The organism is Bradyrhizobium sp. Leaf396, assembly GCF_001424605.1.
Classification (GTDB): domain Bacteria; phylum Pseudomonadota; class Alphaproteobacteria; order Rhizobiales; family Xanthobacteraceae; genus Bradyrhizobium; species Bradyrhizobium japonicum_C.
The window spans coordinates 256,333-271,000 of sequence record NZ_LMQJ01000064.1; the positions used below are offsets into that span (position 1 = coordinate 256,333).

General features: G+C 62.9%; 14 protein-coding genes. 11 read left to right on the top strand and 3 right to left on the bottom strand.

Annotation, left to right across the window (positions count from 1 at the left end):
* Window positions 1-60 precede the first annotated feature (60 nt).
* A complete protein-coding gene (lpxD, locus tag ASG57_RS32530; protein WP_057198956.1) occupies window positions 61-1,128 on the top strand; it encodes a UDP-3-O-(3-hydroxymyristoyl)glucosamine N-acyltransferase in 1,068 nt (355 codons plus the stop codon).
* Window positions 1,125-1,586, top strand: coding sequence for a 3-hydroxyacyl-ACP dehydratase FabZ (gene fabZ / locus ASG57_RS32535; protein WP_024341283.1), 462 nt, complete (start codon window positions 1,125-1,127; stop codon window positions 1,584-1,586). Before lpxD ends, fabZ begins: the two co-directional genes overlap by 4 nt.
* A 5-nt stretch (window positions 1,587-1,591) precedes the next feature.
* Here fabZ and ASG57_RS32540 read toward each other — a convergent pair whose 3' ends face one another.
* Window positions 1,592-1,936 carry a KTSC domain-containing protein gene (locus ASG57_RS32540; protein ID WP_057198912.1) on the bottom strand — a complete coding sequence of 115 codons (345 nt, stop codon included), beginning with the start codon at window positions 1,934-1,936 and terminating at the stop codon, window positions 1,592-1,594.
* 176 nt (window positions 1,937-2,112) lie between these two features.
* Here ASG57_RS32540 and lpxA point away from each other — a divergent pair, with 176 nt between their 5' ends.
* The 6 genes from lpxA (at window position 2,113) to ASG57_RS32570 (ending at window position 8,515) form a co-directional block, all read left to right on the top strand.
* A complete protein-coding gene (lpxA, locus tag ASG57_RS32545) occupies window positions 2,113-2,904 on the top strand; it encodes an acyl-ACP--UDP-N-acetylglucosamine O-acyltransferase (RefSeq protein WP_057198913.1) in 792 nt (263 codons plus the stop codon).
* Between the two features lie 19 nt (window positions 2,905-2,923).
* Window positions 2,924-3,781, top strand: a complete 858-nt coding sequence (locus tag ASG57_RS32550; protein WP_057198914.1) for an LpxI family protein — start codon at window positions 2,924-2,926, stop codon at window positions 3,779-3,781.
* Complete coding sequence (gene lpxB / locus ASG57_RS32555; protein ID WP_156402887.1) at window positions 3,778-4,977, top strand: lipid-A-disaccharide synthase; 1,200 nt, start codon at window positions 3,778-3,780, stop codon at window positions 4,975-4,977. The genes ASG57_RS32550 and lpxB overlap by 4 nt, the downstream gene beginning before the upstream one ends.
* 495 nt (window positions 4,978-5,472) lie before the next feature.
* Window positions 5,473-6,513 carry a TRAP transporter substrate-binding protein DctP gene (gene dctP / locus ASG57_RS32560; RefSeq protein ID WP_024341288.1) on the top strand — a complete coding sequence of 347 codons (1,041 nt, stop codon included), beginning with the start codon at window positions 5,473-5,475 and terminating at the stop codon, window positions 6,511-6,513.
* 121 nt (window positions 6,514-6,634) lie between these two features.
* A complete protein-coding gene (locus ASG57_RS32565) occupies window positions 6,635-7,177 on the top strand; it encodes a TRAP transporter small permease subunit (RefSeq protein WP_057198916.1) in 543 nt (180 codons plus the stop codon).
* 15 nt (window positions 7,178-7,192) lie between these two features.
* Window positions 7,193-8,515 (top strand): TRAP transporter large permease, encoded by a 1,323-nt coding sequence (locus ASG57_RS32570; RefSeq protein WP_057198917.1) that lies wholly within the window; start codon window positions 7,193-7,195, stop codon window positions 8,513-8,515.
* A 660-nt stretch (window positions 8,516-9,175) separates the two neighbouring features.
* Here ASG57_RS32570 and gltA read toward each other — a convergent pair.
* Window positions 9,176-10,477 carry a citrate synthase gene (gene gltA / locus ASG57_RS32575; protein ID WP_024341292.1) on the bottom strand — a complete coding sequence of 434 codons (1,302 nt, stop codon included), beginning with the start codon at window positions 10,475-10,477 and terminating at the stop codon, window positions 9,176-9,178.
* Window positions 10,478-10,622: 145 nt separating this feature from the next.
* Window positions 10,623-12,050, bottom strand: a complete 1,428-nt coding sequence (gltX, locus tag ASG57_RS32580; protein ID WP_057198918.1) for a glutamate--tRNA ligase — start codon at window positions 12,048-12,050, stop codon at window positions 10,623-10,625.
* A gap of 142 nt (window positions 12,051-12,192) precedes the next feature.
* Between gltX and ASG57_RS32585 the strand changes: the two genes are divergently transcribed.
* The 3 genes from ASG57_RS32585 (at window position 12,193) to ASG57_RS32595 (ending at window position 14,589) form a co-directional block, all read left to right on the top strand.
* Window positions 12,193-13,869, top strand: coding sequence for a glutamine--tRNA ligase/YqeY domain fusion protein (locus ASG57_RS32585; RefSeq protein WP_057198919.1), 1,677 nt, complete (start codon window positions 12,193-12,195; stop codon window positions 13,867-13,869).
* A gap of 10 nt (window positions 13,870-13,879) precedes the next feature.
* Window positions 13,880-14,266, top strand: a complete 387-nt coding sequence (locus tag ASG57_RS32590) for a nuclear transport factor 2 family protein (protein ID WP_024341295.1) — start codon at window positions 13,880-13,882, stop codon at window positions 14,264-14,266.
* Between the two features lie 89 nt (window positions 14,267-14,355).
* Window positions 14,356-14,589, top strand: coding sequence for a DUF2171 domain-containing protein (locus ASG57_RS32595; RefSeq protein WP_024341296.1), 234 nt, complete (start codon window positions 14,356-14,358; stop codon window positions 14,587-14,589).
* Window positions 14,590-14,668 lie beyond the last annotated feature (79 nt).

Sequence of the window (14,668 nt, forward strand, 5' to 3'; positions counted from 1 at the left end):
GTCATGAGGCATGATGCGGCCTGGCCGCTTCATGCCGAAGCCGGACCGCGACGGGGTGGAATGGCGCAGTCGATCTTCTTCACAAAGCCGCCTGCCACAGCGTTGGCCGAGATTGCCACGCTGACCAAGGCGCAGCTGGTCGACCCCGCGAGGGGCGGCCACGTCATCACGGGCCTTGCCTCGCTGGACGAGGCGGGCCCCATGCATCTGGCGTTCTTCGACAACCTCAAATATGCCGATCAGCTCCGGGCGACCAGGGCTGGTGCTTGCCTGGTCAGCCCGCGATTCGAGGCCGAGGTGCCTGCGCATGTGGCCGTGTTGCGGGTGGCGCAGCCATTCCGCGCCTTCGTCAGGATCGCGCGGGAATGGCATGGAGACGCGCTGAGGCCGCAATCCTGGGTCGGCAACGACGGTATCGCGCCATCCGCCATCATCGATCCCACGGCCCGGCTCGAGGATGGCGTGGTCGTCGATCCCCTGGCCGTGATCGGCCCCGACGTCGAGATCGGCAGCGGCACCGTGATCGGCGTCGGCGCGGTGATCGGCCCGGGCGTCAAGATCGGCCGCGACTGCAATGTCGGTGCCCGAACCGCCATCCAGTGCGCCCTGATCGGCAACAACGTGCTGATCCACCCCGGCTGCTCGATCGGTCAGGACGGCTACGGCTTCATCTTCTTCGGCCCCGAAGGCCATCTGAAGGTGCCGCAGACCGGACGGGTGCTGATCCAGAACGACGTCGAGGTCGGCGCCAACACCACGATCGACCGTGGGTCCTTGCGGGATACCGTGATCGGTGAGGGGACTAAAATCGACAATCAGGTCCAGATCGGCCACAATGTGACGATCGGCCGGCATTGCCTGCTCGCGGCGCAGATCGGTCTCGCCGGCAGCCTGACCATCGGCGACAACGTGGCGCTGGGAGCGAAGGTTGGCATCAACAATCACCTCAAGATCGGCGACGGAGCGCAGGTGACGGCCATGAGCGCGGTCAAGGACGACATCCCCCCGGGCGGCAGGTGGGGCGGGCATTTCGCCAAGCCGACCAAACAATGGTTCAAAGAGATCATCGCGGTGGAGCGCCTGGTACGCGACAGCAAGGCGGAGCCGAAAGACGAGGGACGGGAATGACGGCGGAATCACCTGTTAAGTTCGAGCTGGTGGATATCAACGCCATCCTCCAGACCCTGCCGCACCGCTTTCCGATGCTCTTGATCGACCGCGTGATCAACATCCGGGCCGACTACAGCGGCATCGGCATCAAGAACGTCACCTTCAACGAACCGGCCTTCCAGGGGCACTTCCCCGAGCGCCCCGTCTATCCCGGCGTCATGATGATCGAGGCAATGGCACAGACGGCGGGCGTGATCGGCATCAAGTCGGTCGAGGGCACCGAGAAACCGCGGGCGGTCTATTTCCTCACGATCGACAAGTGCAAGTTCCGCAAGCCGGTGCTGCCCGGCGACACCATTGAATATCACATGCGCTCGCTGGGGCGCCGCAAAGCCATGTGGTGGTTTCACGGTGATGCCAAGGTCAACGGCCAGGTGGTGGCGGAGGCCGACGTCGGCGCCATGCTGACGGACTGAGCGGATCAGCTCTTCTGGACCGGCTCGCGCGTCCGGCACGTGTAGCGCCCGGTGGTCGCCTCACGTTTGATATTCCGGCTAAAGAACTGACCCATGGACGGTGCGCCCATGAGGCGTTCGACGGTGTCCGCCGCCACGCCGCAATAACGGACATAGGCGCCGTTGCTCGCGACAATCAGGTCCTGCTGCGCGCGATCGTAACAGACCCGCTGAAGCACCGTGCTGCGGGTGATGTCCCGGCATTCAAACGTGACGAGATCGACGATCCGCTGCTCGCCAGTCTCGATCGTCTCTGACACGATCGGTGTACCCGCGAGCTGCGCTAGCAAGAGGACCAGGGCCCTGACCACGACAATTGAAGCTCCGCATGAACGTCCTGATGGACCGGGAAGGCCGCCTCATCCGGCACTTGAAACACGGCGAGATGATACGTCACTGGACAGATCGGGCATAGTCGCGCTAACCACCGGAAAAGCGAGCGACTTCAATAGATAACCAGACCTTCTTGACGAGTAAGATTGGCTTGATGAGCAAGATTGATCCCACCGCACGGGTCGCGGACGGCGCCGTGATCGGCGAGGGTACCGAGATCGGACCCTATTGCATCATCGGGCCGAACGTCGCGATCGGAAAGAACTGCAAGCTGATCGGACATGTGCACATCACCGCGCAGACGACCATCGGTGACGATTGCACCATCTATCCCTTTGCCTCGCTCGGCACGCCGCCGCAGTCGCTCGGCTATCGTGGCGAGCTGACGCAGCTCCGGATCGGCGCGGGCTGCACCATCCGCGAGTCCGTGACCATGAACGCCGGCACTGTTGCCGGCGGCGGTGTCACGACCGTTGGCGACCGCGGCTATTTCATGAACTGCAGTCATGTCGGCCACGACTGTCATGTCGGCAACGACGTGATCTTCGCGACCTCGGCGACGCTGGGCGGTCATTGCGAGATCGGCGATTTCGTCTTCATCGGCGGCTTGTCCGCGGTGCACCAGTTCACCCGCATCGGATCGCAGGTCATGGTCGGCGGCGTCTGTGGGGTGCGCGACGACATCATTCCGTTCGGTCTCGTCAACGGTCAATATGCGGTGCTGGAAGGCCTGAACCTGATCGGCATGAAGCGGCGCAAGTTCACAAAGCAGCGGCTCGCGACCGTGCGTGCGTTCTACCAGAAGCTTTTCCATGGCTCCGGCACATTCGCCGAACGGCTGGAGGCGGCGCGTCCGCTGGCGGGCGAGGACCCTGCGATCGCCGAAATCCTCGACTTCATCGGCAAGGGCAAGCGCCCGCTCTGTCTTCCCGCTATCGCGAAGTGACCCTGCGATGGCCGCGGGAATGACATCGGCGGCTCCGGAAGTTTCGTCACCGGTCGGGATCGTGGCCGGCGGCGGCGCAATGCCGTTTGCGGTCGCCGAGTCGCTCGCGGCGCGCGGCATCACGCCGGTGCTGTTTCCGCTGCGCGGGGCCTGCGATCCGGCGCGGGTGGAGCAGTTCCGCCATCGCTGGATTTCGGTCGGCCAGCTCGGCCGCGCGATGCGGCTGTTTCGCCAGGAAGGCTGCCGCGACCTGATCTTCATCGGCACATTGGTGCGGCCGTCGCTGGCGGAGATCCGGTTCGACATCAAGACGCTGCGCCTGCTCGGCAACGTCATCCGCGCCTTTCGCGGGGGCGACGACCATCTCTTGTCCGGTGTCGGCCGCATGCTCGAGCAGGATGGCTTTCGCATGGTCGGCATCAAGGATGTCGCGCCGGATCTGCTGATGCCCGAGGGCTGCATCAGTCGCGCCTGGCCCAGCGACACCAGCAAGGCCGACATCGAACGCGGCCGCGCGGTGCTGACCGCGCTCGGCCCGTTCGACATCGGCCAGGCTGTCGTGGTGATCGACGGCCACGTGGTGGCCGTCGAGGACATAGAGGGCACAGACGCGCTGCTCGCTCGCGTCGCGCGGCTGCGGGAGGAAGGGCGCATCCGCGCTGCCACCGGACGCGGCGTGCTGGTGAAGGCACCGAAGAGCGGCCAGGATCTGCGCTTCGACCTGCCGACGATCGGCCCGCGCACAATCGAGGGCGTCGCGGCCGCCGGCCTTGCGGGCATCGCGGTCAGCGCCGGCAACACCATTGCCGCCGAGCCGCAGGCGATGATCGCGCTTGCCGACGCAAAATATCTCTTCGTCATAGGGCTGAGCGCGTGATGCAGTCGCGTGATCCCAAGCGCAAGATCTTCCTGATCGCGACGGAGGAATCCGGCGACCGGCTCGGCAGTTCCTTGATGAAGGTACTGCGCCAGCGCCTCGGCGACGGTGTGCAGTTCGTCGGCGTTGGCGGCCGCACCATGGCCCGCGAGGGCCTTGCAACGCTGTTTCCGATCGAGGAGCTGTCGATCGTCGGCTTTGCCGCGGTGGTGCAGCAATTGCCGAAGATCCTGCGGCTCATCCGAAAGACGGCCGACGCCGTGACCGATGCCGCGCCCGACGCGCTCGTCATCATCGACAGCCCCGATTTTACCCATCGCGTCGCCCGCCGCGTGCGCTCGCGCAGCCCCGAGATCCCGATCGTCGATTACGTCTCGCCGCAGCTCTGGGCGTGGCGGCCGGGACGGGCGCGGACCATGCTCAGCTACGTCGACCATGTGCTGGGCCTGCTGCCGTTCGAGCCGGAGGAATACCGCAAGCTCGGCGGGCCGCCCTGCAGCTATGTCGGTCATCCGCTGATCGAGCAATTGGCGTCGCTGCGGCCGACCGCGGAGGAGCAGACACGACGCGATGGCGAGCCGCCGGTGCTGCTGGTGCTGCCAGGCAGCCGGCGCAGCGAGATCCGGCATCACCTCGATGTGTTCGGCGCGGCACTCGGCCGGTTGCAGGCGGAGGGGCGCGCGTTCGAGCTGATGCTGCCGACCATGCCGCATCTCGAACCCACCATCCGTGAAGGCATTGCCAATTGGCCGGTCAAGCCGCAGCTCGTGATCGGGGAGAACGAGAAGCGTGCCGCCTTCCGGATCGCGCGCGCCGCGCTGGCCAAATCCGGGACGGTGACTCTCGAACTCGCGCTGTCGGGCATTCCGATGGTGACCGCCTATCGCGTCGGCGCTATCGAAGCTTTCATCCTGCGCCGCGCGATCCGCGTCTCGTCGGTGATCCTTGCCAATCTCGTGATCGGCAAGGACATCATTCCGGAGTTTCTGCAGGAGGATTGCACGCCGGATAAGCTCGCGCCGGCGCTCGCCGAACTGCTGATGGATTCGCCGCTTCGCCGGCGACAGGTGGAAGCATTCGCCCAGCTCGATCAGATCATGTCGACGGGTAACACATCGCCTAGCGTGCTCGCCGCCGACATCGTGCTGGCCGCGATGCGAAAGGGCGTGCGAACGGGCTCGGGCGTGTCCTCATAAGCGTCTGCTTGAGGAAAGCGGGAGCGAACAAACGATTGTGTATGCGCGCAACGTACAACATGCGCTCAACGGGACAGCAACCAGCGCCTTCGACACCCAGTACAACGTGTAAGCGTCCAGTTTCAGTTACTGCCAGCTAAGACGGCGATCAATACCACTGTCGTCTGGATTGCTGCAGAAGACGCCGCCAGTGGGCGACCGCAATTGGCTTACCGGCAATCTCATACGTACACGCTCCACCAAGGCATGGACCGGTGGCATGAAAATGTCTCGGCCGACTGGCTTTGGCTCGACGGCACGCTGGAGCCACACGCTTTGATTGACATGCTGGCCCGTCACGTCGGCCACTTGATCCGAAAGCGCTCAGCCATCCCAACGTGTTCCGCTGCGCGGAACGGCAAAGACGAACGCTGATTGACTTGCCGAGTTGTCTCATGTTCTCATTTCTAAAAAGAACGGCTCAGCTATTCAGACGGGCTGGCAAGGGAGAGAGACATGTCGGATCAGAACAGCAAGTTCAATCGCCGAAACGTGTTGATGGGTTCCGTAGCAACGCTTGCAACGCCTTCGATCATTGGAAGCGCGCACGCGCAGGAAAAGGTTTCCTGGAAGGTGCAGTCGCACTGGCCCAAAGCATCGGGCTCGTTCAACGACAGTCTTGTCGTACTGCAGAAGGAGCTGGAAGAACGTACCGGCGGACGCTTCAAGATGGAATTGTACGGCGCGGGCGAAATCGCGAAGGATCGCGAGATCTTCAACGTAGTCCGCAAGGGCGTCGTTCAGATGGGCACGATCTCGCCGGCCTATATCCTCGGCGAGGCGCAGGCGATGGGTTTGTACTACGGAGTTCCGGGTACGTTGCGCGAGACCTGGGAGCTGATGCACCTGACCAAGAATCTCGGCATCGAGAAGATGGTCAACGATGAACTGCGACCCAAGGGCGTGATCCTGCTCGGCGAAAAGGCCTATCCGACCGAGATCGTGCTGAAGAAGAAGATCACCTCTGCGGCAGACCTCGGGACCCTGAAGGTGCGTTCGGCCGGCACGATGCTTGATTACCTGTCGGCCGCGGGCACCTCGCCGCAACAGGTCGCCGGCCCCGAGATCTACCAGGCGATTTCGACGGGCGTCGTCGATGGCGCTCACTGGGGCGCGGCGATCGGCGCGCTGTCGATGAAGTTCTGGGAGGTCGCGCCCTATCACATGAAACCGGCGCTCGGCGTCACCAACGACTGCTGGATCATCAGCACCGCTGCGCTGGACAAGTTGCCTGCCGATCTCCGGCTCCAGTTTCTCGCCTTGATCGAAGAGCGCTACTTCCGTCGCTCGGTCGAGTATCTGCACAAGGAAGCGATTGCGCTGACCACCGGCAAGACGAAGATGAACGTTGAGGTAGTTCGCTTTCCCGACGACGTGCTCAAGAAGTTCGCCGATGCTTCGAAGGGCATTCTCCAGAAGGAGATCGCCAAGGGACCTGTTGCGAGCAAGGGTGGCGAGGCCCTGACGACATTAATGACCGATCTCGGTTACGTCTGACATTACCGGCCGCCGGCCGGCGGGGCACGGCAGGCGGCACGGCTGCTTCAAAATCGTTCCGAATCACCGACAGCGTGAACAGGCGGCGCTGACTTGCGGTCGTCAGAATACGGGTCATAGAATGCTGAAACTCGCCAGGACGGTCACGCACCTGAATATCTGGATCGGCAAGGTCGCGGCATGGCTGATCGCGCCGATGTTCCTGCTGCTGATGACCGACGTGATCATGCGCTACGTCGTCGGCAGTGCGGCTATCTGGACCGCCGAATTCGCACAGCTGATCTTCGGCGGGTACGCGGTGATTGCCGGCGGGTATCTGTTGGTCGAGCGGGCCCATGTCAACGTCGACATCATCTATGGCAAATTCAGCCGCGTGAACAAGGCGGTCGTCGATCTCGCTACTTCATTCCTGTTCTTCCTCTTCCTCGGGGTGCTGATCTGGCAAGGCGTCGACATGGCCTGGGATTCCGCGGCCAAGTTCGAGAGATCGTCCAGTCTCTGGAATCCGCATATCTGGCCGGTCAAGATCATCATCCCAGTCGCGGGCGTGCTGTTGCTGTTGCAGGGCCTCGTCCGGTTTGCCTCGGACATCCGCACCGTCAAGGGGCTGGAGAACGACCCGGATACGTTCGGCAAGCAGGCGACCGACGAACCCTCTCATTAGACGAACGGATCCATTGTGTCAGTCGAGCTTCTCACGCTTCTATTCTTCGGTTCGCTGCTGGTCTTCCTTTTCATCGGCACGCCGCTTACCTTCACCCTCGGCGGCATCTCGGTCGTCTTCCTGTACTTCACGATGGGGCCGGTCGGGTTCTACATCGTCGCGTCCAAGTTCTGGGACTCGATGATGAGCTTCACGCTGATCGCGATACCGATGTACGTTTATATGGCGATGCTGCTCGAGAAGTCGGGTGTCGCGAACGATCTTTACCGGATGATGCATCTCTGGTTCGGCGGCTTTCGCGGCGGGCTTGCGATCGGCACCGTAGCGATCTGCGCGATCTTTGCCGCGATGAGCGGGATCAGCGGCGCCGCAGTCGTGACGATGGGCACCATAGCGCTGCCGCGGATGCTGGAGCGCGGCTACGACAAGCGGCTCGCTGTCGGCGCGATCAACTGCGGCGGCGGCTGGGGCATCCTGATCCCCCCATCGATCCTGATGGTGCTTTACGCTTTGCTGACCGAGGTATCAGTCGGCCGGCTGTTCGCATCCGGAATCGGTCCCGGCATCCTGCTGTTCGTGCTGGTTTCGATCTATATCGGCGTTCGCGCCTGGTTGCAGCCATCGCTTGCGCCTGCATTGCCGATCCAGGAGCGCGGCGACTGGCAAACAAAGTTCGCTTCACTGAAAGCCGTGTTCTTGCCGCTGTTCATCGTGTTTCTGGTGCTCGGCGCCATCTTCGGCGGCTTTGCAACGCCGACTGAGGCTGCCGCGCTGGGCGTGTTCGGCGCGCTGATCGCATCCGCCGTTCATCGCAGGCTGTCGATGGCCGTGCTGAACGACGCGGCGATCCAAACCCTGCGCCTGACGGCGCTGATCATGTGGATCTTGTTCGCCGCGCATGCGTTCTCGACGGCATACACGACGCTGGGTGCCAGCGAGTTGATGAATCACCTGATGACGCTTGTTCCCGGCGGAAAATGGGGAGCCCTCGCGTTCATGTTGTTCGTGCTGCTGATCCTGGGCATGGTGCTTGACCCGGTCGGGATCATGCTGATCACGCTTCCGGTGTTCCTGCCGGTGGTCCAGGCCTACAATTTTGATCCGATCTGGTTCGGCGTGATCTTCATCATCATGATGGAGATCGGCTATATGACACCACCTTTCGGCTTCAATCTGTTTTATCTGAAGAGCGTGGCGCCGCCGGAAGTCACGATGGGTGATATCTACTGGTCCGTGATTCCGTACGTGCTTGTGACTATGGTCGGTGTGCTGATCCTGATCGTTTTCCCGGATATCGCGCTGTACTTCCCGAACCTGTTCTTTGGCGTGGCGAGATAGCAGCTTAACAGGTGAAGGACGCGGCGCAGCATTGTGCTGGCTCGCAACACAACTTCCAGCCATCTACCGCGCGGTTCTACGTTTTTGCATCGCTCGCTCCGACTTTGCCGGCATCATCAGCCGCGAGGATGTGACCGGAAGTTTGCAGCCTAGCGTGACACCAAGGCGATTGACACGGAGCGGATGTTTACGATTTCGGTGGGCAAACATCCGTTGCTACGCCTGCCCATTTCGCACCCCAAGAGACCATCGATCGTAGATCACCTTGATCGCGACCTGGATCAATATCCGCGACATCTCCGTCGCGCAACGCGAACCCGAGACGAATTCGAGTGCACGCCCTGGGCGAGACCCGCATCGCCCCGAAAATACTGACCGGCGATGCGATGGCTGTCCCGGGAGGCGAGGAACAGCTCCATGGTGGCAATGTCGTCGGGCCTCGCCGCACCGCGGACGCCCCGACGCGAGCGCCCTTTGGCAATGGCCTGCACCTTTCGGATACCGCAGCCGGCGGCGGCGCTCGGTGATCACCACGCCCTTCGCAATCACGTGGACGCGAATGCTGCCGGGACCGAGCAGCCGGGTCAGGCGCAATGTTCCGCCAAACGAAAGCGGCGCCATCTTGCGATGGCGCCGCTTCGAAACCCGTGACGGCCGGCGTTAGCGCTTGTCGATCGGAACGTAATCGCGCTTTGTTACGCCGGTATAGAGCTGGCGCGGACGGCCGATCTTCTGCTGCGGATCCTCGATCATCTCGCTCCACTGGCTGATCCAGCCGACGGTGCGTGCGACCGCGAACAGCACGGTGAACATCGACACCGGGAAGCCCATCGCCTTCAGCGTGATGCCTGAATAGAAGTCGACGTTCGGGTAGAGCTTCCGGTCGATGAAGTACTGGTCGCTGAGCGCGATCTTTTCGAGCTCCATCGCCACCTTCAGCATCGGATCGTCGCCATGGCCGGTCTCCTTGAGCACGGCGTGACACATCTTCTGCATGATCTTGGCGCGCGGATCGTAGTTCTTGTAGACGCGGTGACCGAAGCCCATCAGGCGGACCTCGGAGCTCTTGTCCTTCACCTTGGCGATGAACTCGGGGATCTTGTCGACCGTGCCGATCTGATAGAGCATGTTCAGTGCGGCTTCGTTCGCGCCGCCATGCGCCGGGCCCCAGAGGCAGGCGATGCCCGCCGCGATGCAGGCGAACGGGTTGGCGCCGGAGGAGCCGGCAATACGCACTGTCGAGGTGGATGCGTTCTGCTCGTGGTCGGCGTGCAGGATGAAGATCTTCTCCAGCGCATCGGCGAGCACGGGGCTCACTTTGTAATCCTCGCAGGGCACCGCGAAGCACATGTTGAGGAAGTTCTCGGCAAAGCCCAGCGAGTTCTTCGGATACACGAAGGGCTGGCCGACGGTGTACTTGTAGGCCATCGCCGCCAGGGTCGGGATCTTCGCGATCATGCGCATGGACGCGATCATGCGCTGCTGCGGATCGTTGATGTCGGTGCTGTCGTGATAGAACGCGGCGAGCGCGCCGACGGCCGCAACCATGATCGCCATCGGATGGGCGTCGCGGCGGAAGCCCTGGAAGAAGCGGGCCATCTGCTCGTGCACCATCGTGTGATGGGTCACGCGATGATCGAAATCCTTCTTCTGCGCGGCGGTGGGCAGGTTCCCGTAGAGCAGGAGATAGCAGGTCTCGAGGAAGTCGCCGTGCTCGGCAAGCTGCTCGATCGGGTAGCCCCGGTACTCCAGGACGCCCGCGTCGCCATCGATATAGGTGATCTTGGACTGGCAGCTCGCGGTCGAGGTGAAGCCCGGGTCGTAAGTGAACAGGCCGGACTGGCCGTAAAGCTTGCCGATATCGACGACATCAGGCCCGACGCTGCCGCTGAGGATCGGAAGATCGTAACTCTTGTTTCCAACCGTCAGAGTGGCGGTCTTGTTGCTTGGTTTTGCGTCCATCGTAGGTCCCCGATGTGTGGTGAAACGGGCCGGAGCCGGAGGCCCCTAGGGAGATCATGGGGGCAGGCCGGAAGTTCCAGAATGTACGGGGAGATGGGTATATTATTGCTATGTGCGCTGCAAGATCGCCGCGCGCATGGTCGACTTACGTCGTAGATTGATCCTTAAGCCGGTCGAGGCTCTCCTGGCGCCCCAGGACATCCAAAACCTCAAATATACCAGGCGACGTCGTCCGTCCGGTGAGCGCCGCCCGCAAAGGCTGGGCGACCGCGCCGAGCTTGAGACCGTTTTCCTCGGCAAAGGCGCGCAGCGCGGCTTCGGTGGTGGGGCCGCTCCACGTCTCGACTTTCTCCAGCGCGGAATGAAGCCGGCCGATCAGCCTCCGGTTATCTTGCGTCAGCAACGCTTGCGCCTTGGGATCGGGGGTCAAGGGCCGGTCTGCGAAAATGAAATGGGCGCCGTCGATCAGCTCGATCAGCGTCTTGGCGCGCTCCTTCAGGGCCGGCATGGCCTTGAGAAGTTGTGCCCGTGTCGTCTCGTTTAACTTGGCCTTAATCTCGTCGCGGCTCGGCACGACGTGGTCGAGCACGTCCTCGAACATCCTCACGAGCGATTGATCGTCGGCGTGGCGGATGTAGTGGCCGTTGAGGTTCTCCAGCTTGGCGAAATCGAAGCGGGCGGCGGCACGGCCGACGCTGGCGAGATCGAACGCCGCGATCATCTCCTCCGTCGAGAAGATCTCCTGGTCGCCATGGCTCCAGCCGAGCCGGACGAGATAGTTGCGCAGCGCTGCGGGCAGGTACCCCATGGCGCGGTAGGCATCGACGCCGAGCGCGCCGTGCCGCTTCGACAGCTTGGAGCCATCCGGCCCGTGAATGAGCGGGATATGGGACATGCTGGGCAGCGTCCAGCCCATTGCATCATAGATCTGCTTCTGGCGCGCGGCGTTGATCAGATGGTCGTCGCCGCGGATGACGTGGGTGACGCCCATGTCGTGGTCGTCGACCACCACGGCGAGCATGTAGGTCGGGTTGCCGTCGCCGCGCAAAAGGACGAGGTCGTCGAGGTTCTCGTTCTGCCAGACCACGCGGCCCTGAACCTGGTCCTCGATCACGGTCTCGCCGGTCTGCGGCGCGCGCAGCCGGATGGTCGGCTTGACATCGCTCGGAGCGGTCGCGGGATCGCGGTCGCGCCACATGCCGTCATAGAGGCGGGTACGGCCTTCGGCGCGCGCCTTCTCGCGCATGGCGGCGAGCTCCTCGGCGGTGGCGTAGCAGCGATAGGCCTTGCCGTCGGCCAGCAGCTGCTCGGCGACCTCGCGGTGGCGGGCGGCGCGGGCGAACTGGTAGATGACATCGCCGTCCCAGCCGAGCTCCAGCCATTTGAGGCCATCGAGGATGGCCGCGATGGCAGCCTCCGTGGAGCGCTCCCGGTCGGTGTCCTCGATCCGGAGCAGCATCTTGCCGCCATGCTTCTTCGCATAGAGCCAGTTGAAAAGCGCCGTGCGGGCACCCCCGATATGGAGAAAGCCAGTCGGCGAGGGAGCGAAGCGGGTGACGACGGAATCGGACATTCTTGGCAGGGCCCATGCATTGGAAGCGGTGGTGTATAGCAGGCCCGGAGCATAACTAAAGCCCGACGGCGGACGGCAAGGCCTTGGCGCGGCGACGCGAATTTGGCAGAAGGACCGCTGATTTCCTTACAGGATTTTCGTGATGACAGAACCGGTGGCAGCTGAGGTTGGGCGCGATTTCATTCGTGACATCATCCAGGCCGACCTCGAGCAGGGCAAGTACAAGGAGATCGTGACCCGGTTCCCGCCGGAGCCGAACGGCTACCTGCATATCGGCCACGCCAAGTCGATCGCACTCAACTTCGGCATCGCCCAGGAGTTTCCGGGCCGCTGTCACTTGCGCTTCGACGACACCAACCCGGTCAAAGAGGAACAGGAATACATCGATTCCATCCAGGCCGACGTACGCTGGCTCGGCTTCGATTGGGGCAAGAACCTGTTCTATGCCTCGGACTATTTCGACCGCCTGTACGAATGGGCGGAGCAGCTGATCCGCGACGGACTCGCCTATGTCGACGACCAGAGTCAGGAGGAGATCCGTCTCTCGCGCGGCACGCTGACCGAGCCCGGCAAGAACTCGCCGTTCCGCGACCGCAGCGTGGAGGAGAATCTCGACCTGTTCCGCCGCATGAAGGCCGGCGAATTCCCCAACGGTGCGCGCGTGCTGCGGGCCAAGATCGACATGGCCGCGGGCAACATCAACCTGCGCGACCCCGTGCTGTACCGCATCCTGCATGCGCACCATCCGCGCACCGGCACGAAGTGGAGCATCTATCCGAGCTACGACTATGCGCATGGCCAGTCCGACGCCATCGAAGGCATCACGCATTCGATCTGCACGCTGGAGTTCGAGGACCACCGGCCGCTCTATGAATGGTTCATCGAGAAGCTGCCGGTGCCGTCCAAGCCGCACCAGTATGAGTTCGCGCGGCTGAACCTGACCTACACGCTGCTGTCGAAGCGCGTGCTGACCCAGCTGGTCCGCGACGGCCATGTCGCGGGCTGGGACGATCCGCGCATGCCGACCATGGCAGGCATGCGCCGCCGCGGCGTGCCGCCGGCGGCCTTGCGCGAATTCGTCAGGCGCATCGGCGTCGCCAAGGCCAACAGCGTGGTGGATGTCGGCATGCTCGAGTTCTGCATCCGCGAGGAGCTGAACCGCACGGCCCAGCGCCGCATGGCGGTGTTGAGGCCGCTGAAGGTCGTAATCGAGAATTATCCGGAAGGGCAGACCGAAGAGCTCGAGGCGATCAACCATCCCGACGACGCCAGCGCCGGCACGCGCAAGATCACTTTCGGCCGCGAGCTCTATATCGAGCAGGACGACTTCATGGAGAACCCGCCGAAGAAGTTCTTCCGCCTGTCGCCGGGCAACGAGGTGCGGCTGCGTTATGCCTATTTCGTCAAATGCACCGGCGTGATCAAGAACGACAAGGGCGAGGTGGTGGAGCTGCGCTGCACCTACGATCCCGCCACCAAGGGCGGCAACGCGCCCGACGGCCGCAAGGTCAAGGCCACCATGCACTGGCTGCCGGCCGCGACTTCGATGCCGGCGGAGATCCGCATCTACAACCAGCTTTTCGCCAATCCGACCCCAGACGCCTCCAATTTTGCAGCCGATCTCAATCCGAACTCGCTGCAGATTCTCTCCGACGCGCGGGTGGAGGCTTCCGTTGCCGAGAGCAATTCGACCGAGCCGATGCAGTTCGAGCGCCAGGGCTATTTCGTGCGTGACAAGGACTCGACGCCTGGCAAGCCGGTGTTCTCGCGCACCATCGGCCTGCGTGATACGTTTGCGAAGGAAGTCGCCAAAGGCTGAGGGAGCGGTCATGAGCAGTGAGGCCGGCGAGATCGTTTCCGCCATCATCTCGAAATGGTGCGCAGGCTTCGCAAAGCTCGACGCCTCGGCGCTGTCGTCGCTGTATTCGAAGAACGCGTTCTTCTTCGGCTCCAATCCGAAACTCTATCGGGGCAGGGACGGCGTCGCCGACTATTTCAACGGCCTGCCGCGCTGGCGCAAACCGAGCGCCGCGTTCTCGGATGTACAGGCGGCACAGTCGGGTCCCGACCTCATCAACATGGCTGCGACCATCTCATTCGATCTTGCCGGCGAGCGTGCCGATCTCATGGTCAAGATGAGCTGGGTGATCGTCCGGGAGGACGGCGACTGGAAGATCGTCAACCACCATGCCTCCTCGCAGGCGCCGCTGATCTGACGCGCCTCGCCGCACACAGGATCCTCATCAGGTGCTGGAAACGAACGTGGGACTGGTGCGTTGAGTGGGATCCAAACAGGGATCCGGCCATGCAGAACATTGCAGAGCATATGGAAGTGATCGGCGCCGACGGCGTTCATGTCGGCACCGTCGATCGCGTCGAGGGCAATCGCATCAAGCTGACCAAGAAGGACAGTGGCGAGGGCAGTCACAAGGGTCACCATCATTTCATCGACAAGGGCCTCGTTGCCGACGTCGAAGGCAACAAGGTCCGTCTGTCCGCCAAGGCGTCGGTGGCCGTGACGATGGAAGAGGAAAAGTAGGGCGCTCGGCCGCTCGTTCCTGATCTGTACCGCTATCTGAGCAGTCGCACCTTCCAGTAGCCTCGTCGCCCGTCGCGTA

What these genes read in the sequence shown, in the direction of transcription:
- lpxD (WP_057198956.1), top strand. Translation starts at nt 61, where the DNA reads ATGGCGCAGTCGATCTTCTTCACAAAGCCGCCTGCCACAGCGTTGGCC.
- fabZ (WP_024341283.1), top strand. Translation starts at nt 1,125, where the DNA reads ATGACGGCGGAATCACCTGTTAAGTTCGAGCTGGTGGATATCAACGCC.
- lpxA (WP_057198913.1), top strand. Translation starts at nt 2,113, where the DNA reads ATGAGCAAGATTGATCCCACCGCACGGGTCGCGGACGGCGCCGTGATC.
- ASG57_RS32550 (WP_057198914.1), top strand. Translation starts at nt 2,924, where the DNA reads ATGACATCGGCGGCTCCGGAAGTTTCGTCACCGGTCGGGATCGTGGCC.
- dctP (WP_024341288.1), top strand. Translation starts at nt 5,473, where the DNA reads ATGTCGGATCAGAACAGCAAGTTCAATCGCCGAAACGTGTTGATGGGT.
- ASG57_RS32565 (WP_057198916.1), top strand. Translation starts at nt 6,635, where the DNA reads ATGCTGAAACTCGCCAGGACGGTCACGCACCTGAATATCTGGATCGGC.
- gltA (WP_024341292.1), bottom strand. Translation starts at nt 10,477, where the DNA reads ATGGACGCAAAACCAAGCAACAAGACCGCCACTCTGACGGTTGGAAAC.
- gltX (WP_057198918.1), bottom strand. Translation starts at nt 12,050, where the DNA reads ATGTCCGATTCCGTCGTCACCCGCTTCGCTCCCTCGCCGACTGGCTTT.
- ASG57_RS32585 (WP_057198919.1), top strand. Translation starts at nt 12,193, where the DNA reads ATGACAGAACCGGTGGCAGCTGAGGTTGGGCGCGATTTCATTCGTGAC.
- ASG57_RS32590 (WP_024341295.1), top strand. Translation starts at nt 13,880, where the DNA reads ATGAGCAGTGAGGCCGGCGAGATCGTTTCCGCCATCATCTCGAAATGG.
- ASG57_RS32595 (WP_024341296.1), top strand. Translation starts at nt 14,356, where the DNA reads ATGCAGAACATTGCAGAGCATATGGAAGTGATCGGCGCCGACGGCGTT.